Consider the following 19,455-nt stretch of genomic DNA (forward strand, 5'->3'; position numbering starts at 1 on the left):
GTCAGGCCGCCGAAAAGGTCGGTCTCGTCAAAGTCGGGGGCGTCGGGGCTGCTGATAGCAACGACCTCGTATAGGGGTGTGCCGGCGTATCCATGACCTGAGCGGTGGTTCCTTGCTCGATGATCTCGCCGTCCTTCATTACGACCACGTGGTCACACAGCAGGCGAACGACATGCAGGTCATGGCTTACAAAGAGATAGCTGATCCCGAGTTTGGCGCGCAGATCGACCAGGAGGTTCAAAACGACGGCCTGGATCGAGACATCCAGGGCGGCTGTCGGCTCATCAAGCACCAGAAATTCGGGATTGAGAGCGATCGCACGAGCAATCCCGACACGCGCTTTTTGTCCCCCTGAGAGCTGATGCGGAAACCGGTCCAGCAAGGGCAGGGGCAGTCCGACAAGGTTTGCCAATTCTTCTACGCGTGAGCGCCGTTGTGACCTGTCCATCTTTGCCAGACGTGCGAGAGGTTCGCTTATGGACTGCCGCGCGGTGTGGCGAGGATTGAAGCTGTCGGTCGCATCCTGAAAAACCATCTGGATCGACGCGCGGCGCGGATCGCGGGCAAAGGACTGTGCCGGTGTCTGCGCAAGGTCTTCACCGTTGAAGCGAATGATGCCACTTGTCGGGTCATCCAGACGCACAAGCATTGAGGACGTCGTCGACTTGCCGCAGCCGGATTCCCCGACGAGGCCTACGCTTTGGCCCTTTTCGACATCAAAAGAGATGCCCTTGACCGCGTGCACCGGACCAGACTTGGCCTGATAGGTCTTCACAAGATCACGAACTTCCAGAAGCGGTGTGCCCGAGGTGGGGAACTGGGGCATTGGCGTTCGTTCGCTTGCGGGCAAGAGCGAACGAACTTCAGCTTCCGCACGAGGTGTGGCGTCCACCAGCTTTCGTGTATAGGCATGTCTGGGGGCGGAAAAAAGCTGCTCCGGTGCGCCTTCTTCGACGACCTCGCCATCTTTCATGACGACGATCCGGTCGCAGTATTGAGCCGCCAGACCCAGGTCATGGGTAATGACCATTGCGCTCATGCCGCGTTCTGAGATCAATTCGCTGATCAGATCCATCACCGCTTTTTGGGTGGTGATGTCGAGCCCTGTTGTCGGCTCGTCCGCGATGAGCAATTTCGGGTCACAGGCAAGGGCAATGGCGATTACGACGCGTTGGCACATGCCGCCCGACAGCTCAAACGGGTAGGCATGATAGCGCGCTTCGGCGTCATGAATGCGGACGGCTTCCAGCGCCTTGATGGCTTCCGCTCTGGCTGTGTACCGGGTTGCCTTGGCATGCCGGCGCAAGACCTCCTCAATCTGATGACCGACCTTGCGGATCGGGTTGAGAGCCGCGCGCGGGTTTTGAAAGATCATCGAAATTTCGCGCCCACGAAGGTCGCGCATGGCGCTCTCTTTTGCGTTCTTGAGATCAAGGCCGCCATAGGAAAGGGTGCCGCCCGTGATCGAGCCGCCCTTGTCCAGCAGGTGCATCAGAGCGTAGGACGTGACGGATTTGCCGGAGCCGGACTCGCCAACAATGCCCAGAATTTCGCCTTTGTCGACGTTGAGCGATACCCCGCGAACGGCCTGAACCTCACCTCGTCTGGTCTGAAAGGAGACCTTGAGCTTGTCGATGGAAAGCAGGCTCATGTGCGTTGCCGGGGGTCGACCATGTCGCGCAACCCGTCTCCCAGGAGATTGAAAGTGAAAACTGCAAACATCAGTGCAAAGCCGGGAAAGAAGGCAAGCCACCATTCGCCGGACACGATGAAGTTTGCGCCCTCGGCGACCATGATCCCCCATTCGGCGGTTGGCGGGCGGACGCCCATGCCGATGAAGCTGAGACCGGCCGCATTCAAGATCGCCCAGCCAAGGTTGAGCGAAACCTGGACCATCATCGGCGGAAGTGCGTTCGGGTAAATATGAAGAGCAAGAACGCGAAGGTCCGAATTACCGGACAGCTTTGCCGCCAGGGCAAATCCGGCATTGCGCCGTATGTTGACTTCGGCCCGGACGAGGCGGGCGTAAAATGGAATGTTGATGACGGCCGTGGCGTAGACGATGTTTTCCACCGTGTTGCCCAAAGCTGCCACGATGCCCATTGCGAGCACGAACAGCGGAAAGGCCATGATCGTATCAAACAGGCGGTTGAGCACGACATCAAGCCAGCCGCCCCAATAGCCGGCAATTGCCCCGAGCACGGAGCCAACTACGAAAGACAGGGCGACGGCGGCGATCGAAATCGCGAGATCCAGCCGCGTGGCAACGATGACCCGACTGAAAACATCCCGGCCGAGATTGTCGGTGCCAAACAGATGGTCCCACGAGGGTGGCTGCAGGGCACGTGCTGCATTCGAGGCGAGTGGGTCATAGGCAACGAGCGAGGGACCGAAGATCGCTGCCACGATGAGGACCATGAACATCGCAAAGGCGAGCAGGGTCACCGGATTGGACCGCAGCACATAGGCTATGTGCGCAAGCGGGCCGTCCGTCTGTGTGTGTGGTTCGAGATTTTGGGCGCTGTCGGTCATTTGGTCTGAAATCCGATGCGCGGGTCGATCATCGTGTAGGTGAGATCGATAACAAGGTTGAGCGCCACGAACAGCAAGGCCATGGCAAGAACGAAGCCCTGCACAGCTGCATAGTCGGAGACGACCAGCGCCTCGACCGCGTAAGAGCCGATGCCCGGCCAGGCAAAGACCTTTTCAACCAGGACGTTGGCGCCAAGTGTGAAAGAGAAAACCATTCCGAGCGTGGTCACGACCGGCAAGAGCGCGTTGCGGAACGCGTAGGTGGACAGCACCTTTTCTTCCGTCAGGCCGGCTGCGCGCGCTGTGCGGACATAGTCTGAAGAGAGTGCGCTCAGCATGGCGGCGCGGGTCATCCGGGCCAGTGGGGCAAGCGTGAAGAGCGCCAGTGTGATCGCGGGAAGAACCAACTGCTTCAGCGCACCTGTCCAGGTTTCCCAGTCGCCTGCGATGGCCGCGTCGACCAGATAGAACCCGGTAACCTGATCTGGTTCGATATAGATGAAATCGAGCCGGCCGAGCGGTGAGGGCGCTATTCCAAGCAGATAGTAGAAGACGTAGATCAGGACCACACCGGTGAAAAAGGTGGGCAGGGACACGCCCGCGGTGACAAGGACACGGCACAGATGATCGACGGCCGATCCTGGGCGGGTGGCCGCGAGCCCCCCCAGCGGAATGGCAATCGAACAGGACAGGACGAGTGAGATCAGTGTCAGTTCGAGCGACGCGGGAAGCCGCGTTGCCAGGTCTGATGCAACGGACTGTCCGGTTGAGATGGACTGCCCCAGATCACCGGACGCCAGATCCGTCAGATAGATCCAGAACTGTGCGGGAAGCGACTTGTCCAGTCCAAGGGCGCTGCGGACTTCGGCAATTGATGCCTCGTCCGCAGCCGCGCCTGCAAAATAAACTGCCGGGTCGCCAGGCAGGGCCCGGGTCAGGATGAAACTGACCACGATGACACCAAAGATGACAGGTATGGCCTCGGCAACCCTGAGCCCGATGGTCAAAAGGCGCTCCGGCAGCATGTCTTATGCCTTTTTCAGGCCGCGGACATCGAGCTGGCGGTGGAACCAGTACTCGTAGCCCGATACGTCATGGGTGCCAACGTTGAGAGCAGGCTGCCACAGGGCAATACGAGGCACTTCATCCCAAACGATTTCGATCATGCGCTTGATCTTCGGGGCGTAGTCCGGGTCTTCCACGGACATGTGCAAGGTCTCTGCGGTCAGGGTCTCAATTTCCTCGTTGCGGTAGTTTGAGGAGTTGAAGAGGTGACCTTCCAGATACGCCCAGAAGAAGTAGTAGCATGGGTAATTCAGCCAGCCGCCGAAGGTTTCAAGATGAAGCGGCAACCGCTTTTCGACGAGTGAGGCCGTGCGCCAATTCGCGCCGGGCACCTTCTCAATGGTTGCAGTGATGCCGATCTTGGCAAGATTTTCCTGAATGAGAAGCGCAGTCGGCTCCATCCAGTCAGCCTGGCTCAGTGAGATCGACAAAGGAACTTCGAAGCCGTCGCCGTAGCCTGCTTCTTCCAGAAGCGCCTTGGCCTTTTCGAGATCCGTCGAATAAGGGAACTTCTGAGGCCAGGAAATGTCGGTCGGTGTGGCGTTTTCGCCGCCCCACATGGGGGCTCCTCTACCATAGGCTGCGGTCTGGAAAACCTCATCATATGGGACGGCGAATGCGATGGCCTGGCGGACACGCTTGTCTTTGAAAGGTTCGAACGCCAGGTTTGGACACAGGCAGTAGATCGAGTTCTCGATCGGCGTGGTCGCGACGGTGATGCCGTCGAGATCGGACAGTTCCTTCGCGTCCTTGTTGGGCATGTTGAAGGACATGTTCACATCACCACGCTCCAGAAGGGCGCGGCGGGTGGCAGGACTTGGAACCTCTCGCAGAACGACGCGCTTCACCGCCGGCAAAGGACCTGAGGTCCAGTCGTCGTTGCGCTCGTAGACAAGCTGCTCACCTGGCTTCCAGGCTGCGACCTTGAAGGCACCGGATCCGGCTGGCGTCTTGTGCAGATATTCCATTGCCCAGGGGTCTGCGTCGGTCGCATTTGCAAGTGCAACCTTTGAGTTGATGATCATCGGTACCGGAACCGCGAGATCAGGCAGTGTCAGCTTGGACTTGCGCAGCAGATTGATCTTGAAGGTCAGGTCGTCGATGGCTTCGAACTGTTCCGGCTTTTCGAGGGAGCCGGCTTTCATCTGCACCGTCGGGAAACCGCCGACACTGACGGCGCGGTCAAAAGACCACTTCACGTCTGCTGCGGTGATCGGCGACCCGTCCTGAAACTTGCCTTCCGGGCGCAGCTTGAACACGATCGCCATGCCATCGTCCGCAAACTCCCAGCTCTCGGCAACTTCCGGCTCGATCACGGAATAGTCGTAAGACAGGCTGCCGTCTGCGAGAGTCTTGGTGCCAAAGCTGACGAGCCGGTCGTAGACATTGACTGCGACCTGATAGCTGGGGCGGTTGGTTCCAGTGCGATGGATGTCCAGGCTGTTGATGGTCTGCCCGGTGACTGCCACGACGACGTCGCCGCTTGCTGCAGAGGCGGGGAGCACTTTCAGGAACGGTAAGACAGAAGCTCCAAGAGCTGTTGCACCAGCCCCTTTTAAGAAACTGCGTCGGGAAGTGTCGTTCATCACGTCGGTCCTCATATTGATGCAGGAAGCCCTGCTTCTGATCTGTTGAGGCAACGATGCGCGCAATCAGTGAGTACTTCTATTGCTAATTTTGCAGCTTTGCGCTTCATTATTTGCAGCGCTACTGTTAAGGTGCTGAAAATGAAACACCTTCAGACACTGCTGTTGATTCAGGCCGTCGCGCAGGCGGGCTCAATTCGAAAAGCAGCAGAAGACATGAACATTACCTCTTCCGCCTTGAACCGTCGGATTCAGGGTTTTGAGGCTGAGTTCGGGGCACCGGTCTTTGAGCGTTTGCCACGGGGCGTGCGGCTTAATCCGGCCGGGGAACTCTTGATCCAGCACATTCGGGCGCAATCCTCGGACCTGGAACGGGTGAGGGCGCAGGTTGCCGACCTTTCCGGCGTCCGCCGGGGGCGTGTCTCAATTTCCTGCTCGCAGGCCATTCAACCCTATTTCATGCCGAGCAAGATCGCCGAGTACCGGCGTGAACACCCAGGCGTCACCTTTTCGGTCAATGTGCGCGACAGAGACGCGGCGGAGATGGAGCTGCGCAGTTACAACAGCGACCTTGCTCTCGTGTTTGAGCCGCGTCATCTTGCCGAGTTCGATGTGATCATGTCGATTACCCAGCCAGTCTATGCGGTGATGGAGCGTAACCACCCCTTGGCGGCGAAGGATGAGCTGCGGCTCAGGGACTGTCTGGCGTATCCGCATGTGGTGCCGCCGCCTGCAATCGGCATTCGCTATCTTCTTGACCTTGCCGTTGGGCGCATGTCCCAGAAGCTTGCGCCGACAATCGAGGCCGAGTCCTTCGAATTCATGCGCCACTACGTCCAGAATGACCAGGCCATCGGGTTTCAGTTTCCCATCGGACTGAATGTTGGCCGTGATGACCGTCTTGCATTCAAGCCCTTGTCTGTCCGCGATATTGCGCCGGGAAACCTGTCCCTGCTGCAAATGAAGGGTCGCACGCTGCCGGTCGCTTCAGCGCGTTTCGCCAATCAGCTGGCGCTTGCCCTTGCTGACCTGTAAGCGCTTTTGTGTCGGATAGTTATTTGTAATTGTTCAGTATTCTTGCAGCCGCATTGCGGGCGTGGTCGGCAATATTCGGATCACGGGTAATCAGTGCTGCGACGATGGCGCCGTCGATCAGCAGCGCCATTTCGTGGGTCAGACCTTCTGCGTCTTCCGGCCGTGCTTCGCGTGCCAACTCGCGAATCTTGTCTAGAACGACCGTCTTGTGCCGAAGCGCAATGGCACGCATGCGGTCGTCATCCTTGTCGTGTTCGGCAACCGCGTTGATGAAGGGGCAGCCGTAAAAATGCTCCTCGGCAAACCACTTCTTCAGGACCTCGAAGAGGTGAACGAGTTTGTCAGCCGGGCAACCGGGCAGGGCATCAACCTCTGCGACAAACCATTTGCGCCAGGTTTCCCCCTCGCGTTCCAGCACGGCTTCTACAAGCCCTTCCTTCGAACCGAATGACTTGTAGAGGGTCGTTTTGGCGGTGCCGGCTGCCGAGATGACTGCATCGACGCCGGTTGCGTTGATGCCCTGCTTGCAAAACAGGTCAGATGCGGCAAGCAGAAGCCGTTCACGGGCAGCCCCGCGTCCTGATGCTGGATTCGAAGTCGCAGTTGCGCTTGATGCGTCGTTTTCGGCGAGAGACACTTTAAAGCCTTTTTGAGCATACCGACCGATCTGTTTCTTTTGCCTATCGGAGGTCAGCGTGCATTTCAACCTGGAAGGGCATTGTTTTTGGTGAACTTCAGGTACACCGGGCGCGGAAATAGGCGCTTTCGCAGTGCGGACGGTCGTAAATTGCGCAGTGCGATTTTGCCGGGAATTAGGATATTTCCTTAAAAAGTCTTTATTAACAATGGGTAATGACGTTTTATGCATCTTGGCACGGACTCTGCTTATCGGAAACAGAACGGTATGTTTTCTATTTGGAGCAGTTCATGGCTGGCGGTGCCCACATTCAGACGATCGGCGTCTCCCATACCTACAAGGGTGGCGGGGCAAAAGTCCTCGGACAGATAGATCTGGAAATCCGCCCTTGCGAGGCTCTGGCACTGATTGGCCGCTCTGGTTGCGGCAAATCCACCCTGCTGCACATTCTCTCCGGTCTGTCTGTGCCGTCTGTCGGCAAAGTCCTGGTGGATGGCGCGCTTGTCACTGAGGCGTCGCCGAGCCGGATCATGATGTTCCAGGCGCCCAGCCTTTATCCATGGATGAGCGTTGAACAGAACGTCGGACTTGGCTTGCGTTTCAATGGCAAGATGAAGGAGGCTGGCCACCGCATTCCCGAGGTTTTGGAGCTGGTGGAACTCGGCGACTACGCCAAACGCAACGTTCAGGATCTTTCCGGCGGGCAACAGCAACGGGTTGCCCTTGCGCGATCATTGGCCTTGAAACCCGACGTTCTGCTTCTCGATGAGCCGCTGTCTGCCCTCGATGCTTTCACCCGTCATGCCCTTCAAAGAGACATTCGCCGGATCTGCAAGGATCTGGGCATCACGCTCGTGCTTGTAACCCATGACATCAATGAGGCTGTAATGATGGCGGATCGCGCGTTGGTGCTGAAGGCTGATCCTGGCGACATCGATGCCGAGATCCCGATCCCGATCCTTGGGGACCGTCTGCCCTCCATGCAGGAATTTTTTGATGTGCGCCGCCAGCTTGTGGCGGCCTATGAGGCTGCGGCCGGCCTGACCATGGCCGAAGCGCAAGGTTTCATTTCAGACAAGAGCTTGAACGTATCAGCGCCAGTTGAACGACTGGCCGCCAATTGACCCCTGTTTCAGACCGCAAAGGCATCAGATCATGAGCAAGACCGACAGCACCTATCTCGACCGCTTGAAAACTGAGGAATTTGACTGGGCCATGCAGAAATGGGCCGGGGAAGCCTATGCGGGTGATTATTCCCGTCGCGAAATGCTGAATATGTTCGCCAAGGGCGGTCTGTTTGCGTCGCTGTCGGGGCTTCTCTCTTCGCTCCCGCAGATGTCCTACGCCCAGGATGATGAAGTGGTGCGCATCGGCTATCTGCCCATCACCGATGCAACGGCCTTGCTCGTGGCGCATGCGAAGGGCTTCTTTGCAGATGAGGGACTGGAGGCTGAGCGGCCGACGTTGATCCGTGGCTGGTCACCGTTGATCGAGGGCTTTGTGTCCAACAAGTTCAATGTGGTGCACTTCCTCAATCCGATCCCGATCTGGATGCGCTACAACAACAACTTCCCGATCAAGATCATGGCCTGGGCGCATACCAACGGGTCCGGCCTTGTCGTTGGCAAACACACCGACATCACCGATTTTTCCCAGTTGGGCGGCAAGCAGGTGGCTGTGCCGTTCTGGTATTCGATGCACAACATCGTGCTTCAGTATGCGTTGAGAGCCTCCGGCGTCACTCCGGTGATCAAGGGACCGGGAGAGCCGCTGGCGGAAAACGAGTGTAACCTTCAGGTCATGGCGCCGCCGGAAATGCCGGCGTCGCTCGCAGCCCGGAAGCTCGACGCCTACATCGTCGCCGAACCGTTCAATGCCCTGGGTGAGATGAAGGCCGGCGCACGGATGCTGCGCTTTACCGGTGATATCTGGAAAAACCATCCGTGCTGTGTGCTCTGCATGCATGAAGAAGCAACGAAGGCCCGGCCCGAGTGGACCCAGAAAGTGGTCAACGCCGTGGTCCGGGGTGCCATCTATGCATCGACCAACAAGGCGGAAGTTGCCGAGATCATCTCCAAGAACGGCGAAGGCTACCTGCCGGCGCCAGGCCCGGTGGTCAAGCGCGCAATGACCGAATACGACCTGCCGGCCTATCGTGAAAGTGGTGCTGTCCAGCATGTCGACGATTGGGGCAATGGCCGGATCGATTTCCAGCCTTGGCCTTATCCATCCGCCACCAAACTGACGGTCGAGCAGATGAAGCAGACGGTTGTGGGCGGCGACAAGAACTTCCTGGCAGATCTCGATCCCTCGTTCGTTGCCGACGATCTGGTGGACCGGAGTTTCGTCAAGGCTTCCCTCGAAAAATATCCTGAGTGGAAGAACGACCCTTCAGTAAATCCGGAGGATCCGTTCAACCGTGAGGAGGTTCTGTCGCTGTGAGCGAGACGAGCCACGCCCTGAACCAGGAGGCGGGTTTCACACCCGCTTCCAGCGCGACCAGCGGCAAGCCCTTGGTATCAGATGGCACAAAGAGCGTACTGGAGAGTCTGAGTTATTCGCTCGCCGGTCTCGCCTTGCTGCTCGCAGTCTGGTGGGTTGGAGGCCGTATGGTCGAGGCGTCGGATGATCTCTATGCCTTCGCCGATTTCGCACCGGTCCCGACCTTGGCGCGTCTGTCTGAGATGATCAGGACAGGAGAGGCCGTTCAGATCACGATCCCCAGCCTGATCAGGGTTGCTTCCGGCTTGTTCTGGGCCATTGCGATTGGGGTGCCGGTCGGCATTCTGGTCGGGGCGATCACGGGTTTTCGCAAGCTCACCAATGTCCCGTTTCAGTTCTTGAGAATGATCTCACCGCTGTCGTGGATGCCAATTGCGGTCATGGCCTTTGCCACATGGGAAGGTGCAATTGTCTTCCTGATTACGGTTGCCGCCATCTGGCCGGTGCTCTTTTCAACAGCTTCCGGGCTGAGGCGCATCGAACCGTCCTGGTTCAAGGTTGCGCGGAATCTTGGCGCGCGTCCCTGGCACCTGCTGTTTGTCATCATCCTGCCGGCGATCTCGCAGGACATCCTGTCCGGTATTCGTCTGGCACTCGGCGTGGCCTGGATCATCCTGGTTCCAGCCGAGTACCTCGGGGTCACATCCGGCCTCGGCTACGCCATCAATGACGCCCGCGACACGCTCGAATACGACCGGCTCGCGGCCACCGTCGTGATCATCGGGGTGATCGGTTTCAGCCTCGATTCCCTGTTGCAGCTGGCCATCGCAAAACTCAGCTGGCTGCGATCATCCTGATTTCATTTTGCCCAAGGAAACCAAGAAGGAGAAATAGATGTCCGAACCCGCAACAGCCCTGACCGGGTGTTTGGCGCCGATCGACAAGGGTGGTCTCGATGCCCTGATCGAGAACGGCAAGAAAGACCCGAAAGCGGTCAAGACACTGAAGTGCAAGACAGTTGCCGAAGGTCGTTTTCGCCATGCCAACTATATCCGCGATCTAGAGCCCTACATCGTCGACGAGCCGCCGGGTCTTCTGGGTGACGACACTGCGCCGAACCCTTCGGAAGCGTCTCTGGCAGCTCTGGGCTCCTGCATTGCCGTCGGCCTGCACGCCAATGCCGTTCACCGGGGCATCACGATCAATTCGCTCGAGGTTGAGCTCGAAGGTGATCTCAACATCACCGCGGTCTGGGGAACCGGCGATGTCAGCGAGAAGCCGGTCGGTTTCACGGATGTGAGGATCAATGTTCACATGGACGCCGACGCGCCCCAGGAGACCATCGACGAGCTGGTCGCCCACGTGTGTCAGTGGTCACCGGTGTTCAACACCTTCTCGCGGCCCGTGACCATGGTTGCGGCCTCCGCTTGATCAAACGGTCCGCCCGGCCTGTTCAGAGCCGGGCGGACCTTCCCGAAATCAAACCCGGATCAGGGCAACGAGGAGGTGTGAAGATGAACGCACAGATACAGCTTAAAACGGTCGACGATGTGGTCTCGCCGAACAGGATCGAAAGCATCTTGGCGAATGTGACGCAGATCGCGAAGACCGACCTCGCGCCGCTCGTTCACGATATCGATCTCAAGGGTGTCTATCCGGAAAACGTAATGCGCGCGCTTGGCGAAGCAGGGGCCTATGGGCAGCATGCGCCAATGACGTCCGCATCGTCGCTTTCTCCGGACGCCTTCGATCTGGAGACCGCAATCCGCGCCATGTCAATCGTGGGCGAAGAGTGCCTCTCAACTGCTTTTTGCGTCTGGTGTCAGGATGCGCTCGCCTGGTACATCGCCAACTCCGGCAATCACGCGCTCAAGAAAAACCTCGGTCCCAAGGTGGCCAGCGGTGAGGTTCTTGGCGGCACGGGTCTGTCCAACCCGATGAAATCGCTCTTCGGCATCGAGAAGCTTCGCCTCAAGGGTGTAAGAGTTGATGGCGGGTTTGAAGTCACGGGCACTTTGCCCTGGGTCTCGAACCTTGGTGAAGATCATCATTTCGGCATCGTCTTTGCACTTCCCGGCGAGGAGGATCGCAAGGTCATGGCCGTTGCCGATTGTTCAGCCGAGGGCGTGAAGATCTCGGAAAACGATGACTTCGTCGCACTGGACGGCACCAGGACCTTCGCAATCCAGCTGCGCAAGGCGTTCATTCCGGCTGAAAGCGTGCTTGCCGATCCGATCGACGAGTATATTCCACGCATTCGTGCCGGTTTCATCCTGCTTCAGGCAGGCATGGCGTTCGGCATGATCCGGTCATGCATCGATCTGATGGAACAAGCCGGTCAGACGCTATCCCACGTCAATTGTCATCTTCCAGATCAGCCGGAAGACTTCAGGGCTCAGCTGGACGCCATGGAGCGCGAGGTCTTTGAACTTGCTCGCACACCCTTCGACCCATCGAAAGAGTATTTCATTCGCGTCATCAAGGCGCGGCTTGCCGCCGGCGATGCCTCCGTTGCTGCTGCGCACAACGCGATGCTCCATTGCGGAGCGCGCGGCTATGTCCGCCGCGGTGCTGCTCAGCGCCGGCTGCGCGAGGCCTATTTCGTCGCCATCGTGACGCCTGCCACCAAGCAACTCAGAAAAATGCTGTCCGATCTCGGGGCCGCCTGATCTCACCGATTTGTTTTTGAAGAAGGAGTAGTGACAATGACCGATGGTACTTTGATTTCTCCCGAAGGCCTTGAAAGCCTGTGCGCCAGTGAACCCTGTGTCGTGATCGACACGCGGGCACCAGAGGCCTATGCCGCCGGTCATATCCCCGGTGCCGTCAACCTGCATGACATCTTCACCTATCTGGCGACGTCTTCACCCGAAGGCATTGCCGAATTGCGTGGCAAGTTCGCCGAAGAGTTCGGCTCTGTCGGTTTGTCGGGTGCAGAGACCGCGGTGATCTATGAACAATCCATGGCGTCAGGCTTTGGACAGTCCTGCCGGGGGTATTTCCTGCTGCAGTATCTCGGCTATCCGAAGATCAAGGTTTTGCATGGTGGCTATGAAGCCTGGACCGCGGCTGGCCTTACAGCATCAACCGACGCTGTCGCTCCGGAGCCAAAGGCCTTTCCGGTTTCTGATGCTGGCGCTGACTTGATGATGAATGTCAGCGACATGATTAGCGCAGTCGACAGCGAAGAAGTCGTCAAGCTGGACGTTCGCGACATTGACGAGTGGATCGCAGAAAGCTCTTCGCCCTATGGCAAGGATTTCTGCCCGCGCAAGGGTCGCATTCCAGGTGCCAAATGGATCGAATGGTACCGGATGATGAAACCGACGGCGTCCGGGCCGATGATCAAGTCCAAGGAAGAGGTGCTTGCTGAATGCGCCACGGTTGGCATCACGCCGGAGACGCCCGTCGCACTCTATTGCTTCAAAGGCGCCCGCGCATCGAACACCTATCTGGCGCTGAAGGAAGCTGGCGTGAAAGACGTCAAGATCTACTTCGGCTCCTGGAATGAATGGTCCCGGGATCCCGCGCTCCCGATCGAAGAAGGTCTGCCGTTCTAAGAGCAGACTGCGCCGGCGGTGGCAGCCTGTCGCCGGTGCTCAGATATCAAACAGGAATTCAAAGATGAATGCGCCGATTGTGATCGTTGGGGCCGGGCAGTCCGGCATGAAAGCCGCCGAGACACTGCGTTCCAAGGGCTATGACGGGGACCTTGTGCTTTACGGTGACGAGCATTGGCTTCCCTATCAGCGCCCGCCCTTGTCAAAAGCCTATCTCAAAGGAGATATGGCCGAAGAGCAGCTATATCTGCGACCAGATGCTTATTTTGAGGCACAGGCAATAGATTTCCAGATGGGAGCGAAAGTCAGCGAGCTGGATGTTGACGCCCGGAAAATCTCCCTGGAAAACGGCGATGAGCTTGCCTATTCCAAGCTGCTTCTCGCTACAGGAACCCGGGCATGCCAGATACGGCTACCAGGAGCAGACCTTGACGGCGTTTTTACACTCCGCAGCATGGACGATGTTGCCCCGCTCCGCGGTGCGCTGAACACTGCCGAACATATCGTCATCATTGGCGCTGGCTATGTTGGCATGGAGTTCGCAGCTGTCGCCGCAGGTATGGGAAAGTCCGTGCAGGTGGTTGAAGCTCAGTCGAGAGTACTTAAGCGCTCGGTCGCACCTGAGATATCCGAATATTTTCAGAGACTTCATACGACGAACAACGTTGGGCTGAACTTCGGAGTTGGTGTCCAGGCGCTTAGAGGCCGCGGCGCTTCAGTCAATGCTGTCTTGCTTTCGAATGGCGCCGAGTTGAAAGCCGATCTCGTTCTTGTTGCTGTTGGCGCTGTCCCCGTAACCGAGTTGGCCGAAGCATCAGGACTGGATGTCGCCGCTGGCATCATCGTTGATGATGCTTGCAGAACCTCGGCTCCAAATATCTTTTCTGCTGGCGACTGCTGTTTCTTTCCCTCGAGGCGCTACGGTAGACGAATTCGTCTCGAAAGCGTTCAAAACGCGATCGATCAGGCCAAGGCAGCGGCCAGCGCTATCTTGGGCGAAGTCGTCGCCTATGATCCAGTGCCTTGGTTTTGGTCCGATCAATATGACAGCAAGTTGCAGATCGCAGGCCTGTCCGAAGGCTATGACCGCACCCAGCTCGAGGGCGATCTCGATAGCGGCAGCTTTTCCCTGAGTTACTTTTCCGGTGATCGACTTCTGGCTGTCGATGCAATCAACGCACCTCGGGCGCACATGATAGCGCGCAAGACGCTGGCGCAGCCGTCAAGCGCAGAGGCCGCATGACTTTAAAACGCACAACCACACCCAACCTGGAGAGCACATATGAGTACCGTAACGACCATGCCGTCCGCCGATGTCACATTGGTACCTTTGATGACGAAGCTGGAAATGACCGAGCTGGTCATGGCAGCGAAATTCGCAAGGCAGGCGAGCTGGGCCGACATTTCGGCCGCCGCCGGCATGTCCGATGTCTTTGTCGTTTCCGCATGCCTTGGCCAGAATGCACTGCCTGCCGAGGCGGCGGCAAAAGTGGCGGCGTTTCTAGGGCTCGGCAATCGGACCAAGGACGTGGAAATTGCGTTGCAGCTGCCGCCCAAGAAGGCACAGGAAGCTGAGACTGTCTCCAAGGATCCGCTGATCTACCGCTTCTTTGAAATCACCTATGTCTATGGTGACAGCATCAAGGAGCTGATCCACGAGGAGTTTGGCGACGGCATCATGAGTGCGATTGATTTTGACCTGAAGATCGAGCGGGAAGAAAACCCCAAGGGCGACAGGGTCAAGGTCACCATGTGCGGAAAGTTCCTGCCATACAATCAGTGGTAATGTCCTCAGCAAACTCCGCCGGGCCATCATCAGGTTCGGCGGAGCGTTTCAGCTAGGAGGGTCCGAGGCGTTGGTGAGCTGAGCAGCCTTCGAGCTGTCGTTGGCCACCCAGATGCGTTGAATGCGACGGTTCGCGGACCTGGCTGTTTGAAGCGGCTCTCGGCCTGTGTCATGATCATGGTAGAGGCGCTGCGCGCAACGTCCAGTGCGTCTCACTCCATCTTCTCGCGGGCTTCTCCGCATTTCGTGGTCAAAAAGAGGTTTCAATGGTTCTCGCCGAGCTGGGATTCGATGAAGGTCAGATTCTTGCGGGCTTGAAGCCCTGGGTGGAGTGCGAAAGCCCCACCTATGACGCAGACGCTGTCGACCGCATGATGGATCTTGCGACCTACGAGCTTGTCGCGGCCGGCGCGACCATCGAGCGCATTCCGGGACGCATGGGCTTTGGCGGTTCAGTCCGGGCGACTTTCCCTCACAAATCGGCTGGTGAACCTGGGATCCTGATATCCGGCCACCTTGATACGGTGCATCCCGTTGGAACCCTTGATGTCTTGCCGTGGCGGATCGATGGCAACAAGTGCTACGGGCCGGGCGTGATGGACATGAAGGCGGGAAACTACCTCGCGATCGATGCCATTCGGAAATTGGCGCTTGTGGGGCATGAAACGCCTCTGCCGGTGACGGTCCTGTTCACTCCGGATGAGGAAGTCGGGACACCGTCCACGCGTGAGCTGATCGAGATGGAGGCACGGAAGAACAAATATGTTCTGGTGCCGGAGCCAGCGAGCGCCGATGGCGGTGCTGTCACCGGGCGCTATGCAATCGCACGCTTTCATCTAAAAGCCAAAGGCAAGCCGAGCCATGCCAGCTGGGCGCTTGAGGACGGGCGCTCGGCGATCGCCGCCATGGCGCTGAAAATTCTTCAGATCGAGGCTCTGACCACTCCGGACTGCACATTCAGCGTTGGCGTCGTCAAAGGTGGTCAATGGGTCAATTGCGTTTCGTCCCTGTGCGAGGCGGAGGTTCTGAGCATGGCCAAGCGTCAGGCGGACCTTGACGACGGTGTCGAACGGATGCTTGCGCTGAGCGAAGAAGAAGGCGGGGTCGTTTTCGAGGTTACACAGAGCGTTACCCGGCCGGTTTGGGAACCGTCATCAGAAACCTTGGCGATGTATGCTCTGGCGCGTGATGTCGCCAGCGAGATTGGCTTCGACTTGACGCACGGCAGTGCAGGCGGCGGGTCAGACGGCAACTTCACCGGCGCAATGGGGATTCCTACCCTGGATTCCATTGGGGTTCGCGGCCGCGGGCTGCACACGCTCGATGAACATATTTTCATCGACAGTCTGGTTGAGCGTGCGCAGCTCATGGCCGGAATGCTTATGCGCCTCACCTAGGTCGTCATCTTCCGCATTACGATCAGGACGATACCATCAGGCGCGTTCTGGTTTGACCAATTCGTCACGGCTGGCGGTCAGGTAGGCTTCTGCATTGTTCGACAGGGATGGCCCGAGGTAGCCTCCTTCCTGAATGAGAGCTGTCGGCAGTCCCATCTGGACGATTTCACGCGCCATCGTGGCAAAACCCGCGCCGGTCATGCCGACTTCCGAGAGTGGATCGTCTTCCGCCATATCAAAGCCGAGCGAGATGACGATTGCCTCGGCGCCAAAGGCCTGGATGGCTCTGACACCTTCGCGGAAGCGTGACAGGATTGCGTCTTCCCTTGCGCCGGATTGAAGTGTCAGGTTCAGGGTCGCACCGTCGCCATTGCCTTCACCACGTTCGTCTTCGTAGCCCAGGTAGTAGGTTGGGTAGCTGTCGGGATCGACGTGAAGCGAGCACATGAAGACGTCACCGCGGTCATAGAAGATGTCCATGGTGCCGTTGCCTGTATGGGTATCAATGTCAAAGACCGCGACTTTCGAGAATGTTCCGCGCAGTACCTGGGCTGCGATGGCCGCATTGTTGAAGATACAAAAGCCGTTGGCGCCGTTTGACAGGGCGTGATGACCTGGTGGCCGGCACAGGCCATAGACCATTTGTTCACCTGCAGCGACGCGGGTGGCGGTCTCTACGGCTGTTTGGGCAGACCAATAGATCGCTTCATAGGTATTTTTGGTCAACGGCACGGATGTGTCCGTCGCGTACCAACCAAGCTGACCATAGATAGAGGAGGACATTCGGCCCGCGCGCCGACCCGGGTGATAGGTCGGAATGGCTTCCGCATCGCCTGCCTCCGCTTGCCAGCGGGCGAAGGCATCTTTCCAGAAGTCCACATAGCCGTGTTCGTGGACAGCCTTGATCGGGTCAACGCCATAGTCCTCGGGCTTCTCGATCGCAAAGCCGTTTTTGAGAAGCATGTCGCGGATCAGGATAGCGCGTTCCGGCTGCTCAGGATGGGGAATATAGGCTCCCCGTCTGAAATAGCGTTCCGGATTATGCTTGAGCTGGCGTTCGTCGAAGATAGCTTTCATGGAAGGGTCCTGAGAGGGCTCAATAGCCCTGGGTACGGTCGATTGTATTTTCGGGAACATGTCCGTTGACGGCGGCGATCGCAGCCTCTGTGACCTGTTTCGCCACGATTGCTGCGGAACTGTCACTCGCTTGGTGAGGCGTGATCAGGATCTTGTCGTTGCGCCACCAGCGATGATCGCCGGGAAGTGGCTCGGTTCTGAATACATCCAGAGATGCGCCTCCGAGCTGGCCAGAGGCCAAAGCCCGGTCAAGATCCTCGTCAACGAGGTGCTGACCGCGCCCCAGTTGGATCAGGCGCGCTCCGGTTGGCATCTGATTGAACAGGTCTTCATTGAGAATGTTCTCCGTCTGTGGCGTGAGAGGAAGAACATTGATCAAGGCTTGTGATTTGGCGGCGACCCTTTCAACGGAAGAGCCCCCTCTCTCAAAGGATATGCCAGCGGCCGGTGCTTCGCAGGGGTGTTTGCGCACTGCTGCCACAACAGGAAAACCGAGGGCTGCGACAGCCTCGGCAATCGCCTTGCCCATCAAACCGTAACCAAGCACGCCAACGGTGTAGTCCTTGGGGGTAAGGCTCAGGTCTTGCTGATCCCAGGTCGAAACAGACTGCTTTTGAATATAGTGGCCCATGTTTCGGTGATGCCAGACCACCTGCCAGGCCGCGAAGCCTGCCATCATGTCGGCCTGGACATCATCCCGGATCCTCGTCAGATGGGCTGAAGCGGGCAAGCTGGGGCAGTTGATCAGGCTGTCGACACCTGCAGCGATGGACGAGACCAGTCGAAGGTTGGGATAGGGGGTAAATGCATCTCTTTCGGGAGACCATGCGACCGAAAACCGGATGCGGTCTGGGTCTTCAACGTCCTGCGGCGAGCGGATCCGGACTTTGTCGGCGTAGGGCCGGAAAGCGTCCGCGAACAAGTCTTCCAGATCGAGCTTTGAGCTGAGGTAGACGCCTTCTATGACTTCGCTGTTGGTCACTTTGCTTCCTTGTTCGACATAATTTTCTCGAGTCCACACCACTCCGCGATGAAGAGGGCAATTGTTCCGGTAACCCGTTTTATGGACGAAAGACTGACACGTTCATCAAAGCCATGAATGTCCTGTGAGATTGGTCCATAAACCAGGCAGGGCATGTCGCCATAGATCACGAAGACGCGGGCGTCCAGATAGCTCGGAGTCACGAAGGATGTCAGCTTCTTGTCTGTCGCCTGTCGATGGGCAGCAGCAAGTGTTTGTTCGGCTTCGGTGTTTTCCTCAAGCACATAGCCGCGGGCGAAGAACCCGTTCCAGGTGATCTTGGGCGGGCGGTTGCCGAGGAAACTGTCGCCGACAAGATCACTGGTAATGTGGTCTTCGATCTGTCTGGCCCGATCCCTGGGATCATCGCCGGGGTAGATGGCAATGCGGCAATGGAGCTTGCACCATGCGGCAACGGTTGACGCCCAATCGCCGCCTTCAATCTTGCCAACGTTGAAGTTGATCGGGTGATCTTCGGTTTCAAAGTAGGGGTAGTTGGCCTTCTCGCCGTTCCAGTCTTCGCACAGGCGCTTCAGGCTTTCGATCACGCGGAAGCTGGCTTCGATCGCATTTGCGCCCGTACCGGCTTCTCGCACATGGACCGGATGGCCAGAAACCTCGACTTCGAACCAGAGCACACCCGTGTTGGCCCGGACCAGCTTTTCGTCTTCGGGTTCGGGAATAATGGCAGCGTCAGCCGTGTATCCTTCGACAAGGCATGAAAGTGCGCCATTACCGGTACATTCTTCTTCCACGACGCTTTGGATGTGAACCTTGGCGGCTGGCTGCAAACCCAGGCGGCGTAAAGCATCGAGCGCGAAGATATTGGCAGCAAGACCTGCCTTCATGTCTGCGCTGCCGCGACCATAGAGCCAGTCGCCATCGCGCCTTGGCTGATAAGGGGGAGTGACCTTCCACATGTCGTGGGGGCCTTCAGGCACAACGTCAACGTGGCCATTGAGGATCAGGGATTTACCAGTGCTCGCGTGCGGCAGATGAGTGGCGACCACATTCAGGGCCTCACTGTAGTCTACGGTGACCGGGGAAAACCCCGGGTGGTCATGGATCTTGTCCAGGTCAATTGCAAAGGTTTCCACGTCATAGCCGCGTTCGGCGAGGGCCTTGCCCAGAAAGCGCTGGGCGTCCTGCTCCTGGCCGCGCAGTGACGGGAAGCGGATGAGATCCTCGGTAAATGCAACTTGATCTTCAAAACCGGCTTCAACAGCATCAAGGATCGATTGTGTCAGTTCGGCGTCCAAGGAAGTGACTTTCTCAAAGTGAACATGATCGAGAAGGAGAGGCGTCCAGTGTGTCGCG

Annotated in this window: 18 protein-coding genes; 10 read left to right on the forward strand and 8 right to left on the reverse strand. The window is 58.0% G+C overall.

Features of this window, described 5'->3' with window-relative positions; genetic code table 11:
- Position 1: 1 nt before the first annotated feature.
- From ABJZ52_RS19480 to ABJZ52_RS19495, 4 genes are read right to left on the reverse strand one after another with little or no spacing between them, the layout of a single operon-like run.
- Positions 2 to 1,651 (reverse strand): ABC transporter ATP-binding protein, encoded by a 1,650-nt coding sequence (locus ABJZ52_RS19480; RefSeq protein WP_348189842.1) that lies wholly within the window; start codon positions 1,649 to 1,651, stop codon positions 2 to 4.
- The gene (locus tag ABJZ52_RS19485) at positions 1,648 to 2,532 is read right to left on the reverse strand and encodes an ABC transporter permease (protein ID WP_348189841.1); all 885 of its coding nucleotides are present in this window, start codon (positions 2,530 to 2,532) and stop codon (positions 1,648 to 1,650) included. The genes ABJZ52_RS19480 and ABJZ52_RS19485 overlap by 4 nt, the downstream gene beginning before the upstream one ends.
- Positions 2,529 to 3,557 carry an ABC transporter permease gene (locus ABJZ52_RS19490; protein WP_348189839.1) on the reverse strand — a complete coding sequence of 343 codons (1,029 nt, stop codon included), beginning with the start codon at positions 3,555 to 3,557 and terminating at the stop codon, positions 2,529 to 2,531. Before ABJZ52_RS19490 ends, ABJZ52_RS19485 begins: the two co-directional genes overlap by 4 nt.
- 3 nt (positions 3,558 to 3,560) lie before the next feature.
- Entirely contained in the window at positions 3,561 to 5,183 is a 1,623-nt protein-coding gene (locus ABJZ52_RS19495; RefSeq protein WP_348189837.1) for an ABC transporter substrate-binding protein, read from the reverse strand.
- 141 nt (positions 5,184 to 5,324) lie between these two features.
- Between ABJZ52_RS19495 and ABJZ52_RS19500 the strand changes: the two genes are divergently transcribed.
- Entirely contained in the window at positions 5,325 to 6,218 is an 894-nt protein-coding gene (locus tag ABJZ52_RS19500; protein ID WP_348189835.1) for a LysR family transcriptional regulator, read from the forward strand.
- Between the two features lie 19 nt (positions 6,219 to 6,237).
- On the opposite strand, the gene ABJZ52_RS19505 is transcribed toward ABJZ52_RS19500, so the two are convergent.
- Positions 6,238 to 6,771: a TetR/AcrR family transcriptional regulator gene (locus ABJZ52_RS19505; protein ID WP_348189909.1), complete on the reverse strand. Its 534-nt coding sequence runs from the start codon at positions 6,769 to 6,771 to the stop codon at positions 6,238 to 6,240.
- 374 nt (positions 6,772 to 7,145) lie between these two features.
- Here ABJZ52_RS19505 and ABJZ52_RS19510 point away from each other — a divergent pair, with 374 nt between their 5' ends.
- From ABJZ52_RS19510 to ABJZ52_RS19550, 9 genes are all read left to right on the forward strand, one after another.
- Positions 7,146 to 7,979 carry an ABC transporter ATP-binding protein gene (locus ABJZ52_RS19510; RefSeq protein WP_348189833.1) on the forward strand — a complete coding sequence of 278 codons (834 nt, stop codon included), beginning with the start codon at positions 7,146 to 7,148 and terminating at the stop codon, positions 7,977 to 7,979.
- 31 nt (positions 7,980 to 8,010) lie between these two features.
- Complete coding sequence (locus ABJZ52_RS19515) at positions 8,011 to 9,297, forward strand: ABC transporter substrate-binding protein (protein WP_348189831.1); 1,287 nt, start codon at positions 8,011 to 8,013, stop codon at positions 9,295 to 9,297.
- Positions 9,294 to 10,154 carry an ABC transporter permease gene (locus tag ABJZ52_RS19520; protein ID WP_348189829.1) on the forward strand — a complete coding sequence of 287 codons (861 nt, stop codon included), beginning with the start codon at positions 9,294 to 9,296 and terminating at the stop codon, positions 10,152 to 10,154. Before ABJZ52_RS19515 ends, ABJZ52_RS19520 begins: the two co-directional genes overlap by 4 nt.
- 37 nt (positions 10,155 to 10,191) lie before the next feature.
- Positions 10,192 to 10,728, forward strand: a complete 537-nt coding sequence (locus ABJZ52_RS19525) for an OsmC family protein (protein ID WP_192108259.1) — start codon at positions 10,192 to 10,194, stop codon at positions 10,726 to 10,728.
- Positions 10,729 to 10,811: 83 nt separating this feature from the next.
- Entirely contained in the window at positions 10,812 to 11,966 is a 1,155-nt protein-coding gene (locus tag ABJZ52_RS19530; RefSeq protein WP_348189826.1) for an acyl-CoA dehydrogenase family protein, read from the forward strand.
- 36 nt (positions 11,967 to 12,002) lie between these two features.
- Positions 12,003 to 12,857 (forward strand): sulfurtransferase, encoded by an 855-nt coding sequence (locus ABJZ52_RS19535; RefSeq protein ID WP_348189824.1) that lies wholly within the window; start codon positions 12,003 to 12,005, stop codon positions 12,855 to 12,857.
- 64 nt (positions 12,858 to 12,921) lie between these two features.
- Entirely contained in the window at positions 12,922 to 14,100 is a 1,179-nt protein-coding gene (locus tag ABJZ52_RS19540) for an FAD-dependent oxidoreductase (protein ID WP_348189822.1), read from the forward strand.
- A 39-nt stretch (positions 14,101 to 14,139) separates the two neighbouring features.
- Entirely contained in the window at positions 14,140 to 14,643 is a 504-nt protein-coding gene (cynS, locus tag ABJZ52_RS19545) for a cyanase (protein WP_348189820.1), read from the forward strand.
- 266 nt (positions 14,644 to 14,909) lie between these two features.
- The gene (locus ABJZ52_RS19550; protein ID WP_348189818.1) at positions 14,910 to 16,040 is read left to right on the forward strand and encodes a M20/M25/M40 family metallo-hydrolase; all 1,131 of its coding nucleotides are present in this window, start codon (positions 14,910 to 14,912) and stop codon (positions 16,038 to 16,040) included.
- Between the two features lie 36 nt (positions 16,041 to 16,076).
- Here the strand turns inward: ABJZ52_RS19550 and ABJZ52_RS19555 are convergent, their stop codons facing one another.
- The 3 genes from ABJZ52_RS19555 to ABJZ52_RS19565 are packed head-to-tail and all read right to left on the reverse strand — an operon-like array spanning position 16,077 to position 19,397.
- On the reverse strand, positions 16,077 to 17,117 hold the full coding sequence (locus tag ABJZ52_RS19555) for a histone deacetylase family protein (RefSeq protein ID WP_348189816.1): 1,041 nt from the start codon (positions 17,115 to 17,117) through the stop codon (positions 16,077 to 16,079).
- A 19-nt stretch (positions 17,118 to 17,136) separates the two neighbouring features.
- Complete coding sequence (locus ABJZ52_RS19560; RefSeq protein WP_348189815.1) at positions 17,137 to 18,099, reverse strand: NAD(P)-dependent oxidoreductase; 963 nt, start codon at positions 18,097 to 18,099, stop codon at positions 17,137 to 17,139.
- Positions 18,096 to 19,397 carry an ArgE/DapE family deacylase gene (locus tag ABJZ52_RS19565; RefSeq protein ID WP_348189813.1) on the reverse strand — a complete coding sequence of 434 codons (1,302 nt, stop codon included), beginning with the start codon at positions 19,395 to 19,397 and terminating at the stop codon, positions 18,096 to 18,098. Before ABJZ52_RS19565 ends, ABJZ52_RS19560 begins: the two co-directional genes overlap by 4 nt.
- Positions 19,398 to 19,455: the final 58 nt, after the last annotated feature.

It is taken from the genome of Roseibium sp., assembly GCF_039982295.1.
Lineage (GTDB): Bacteria > Pseudomonadota > Alphaproteobacteria > Rhizobiales > Stappiaceae > Roseibium.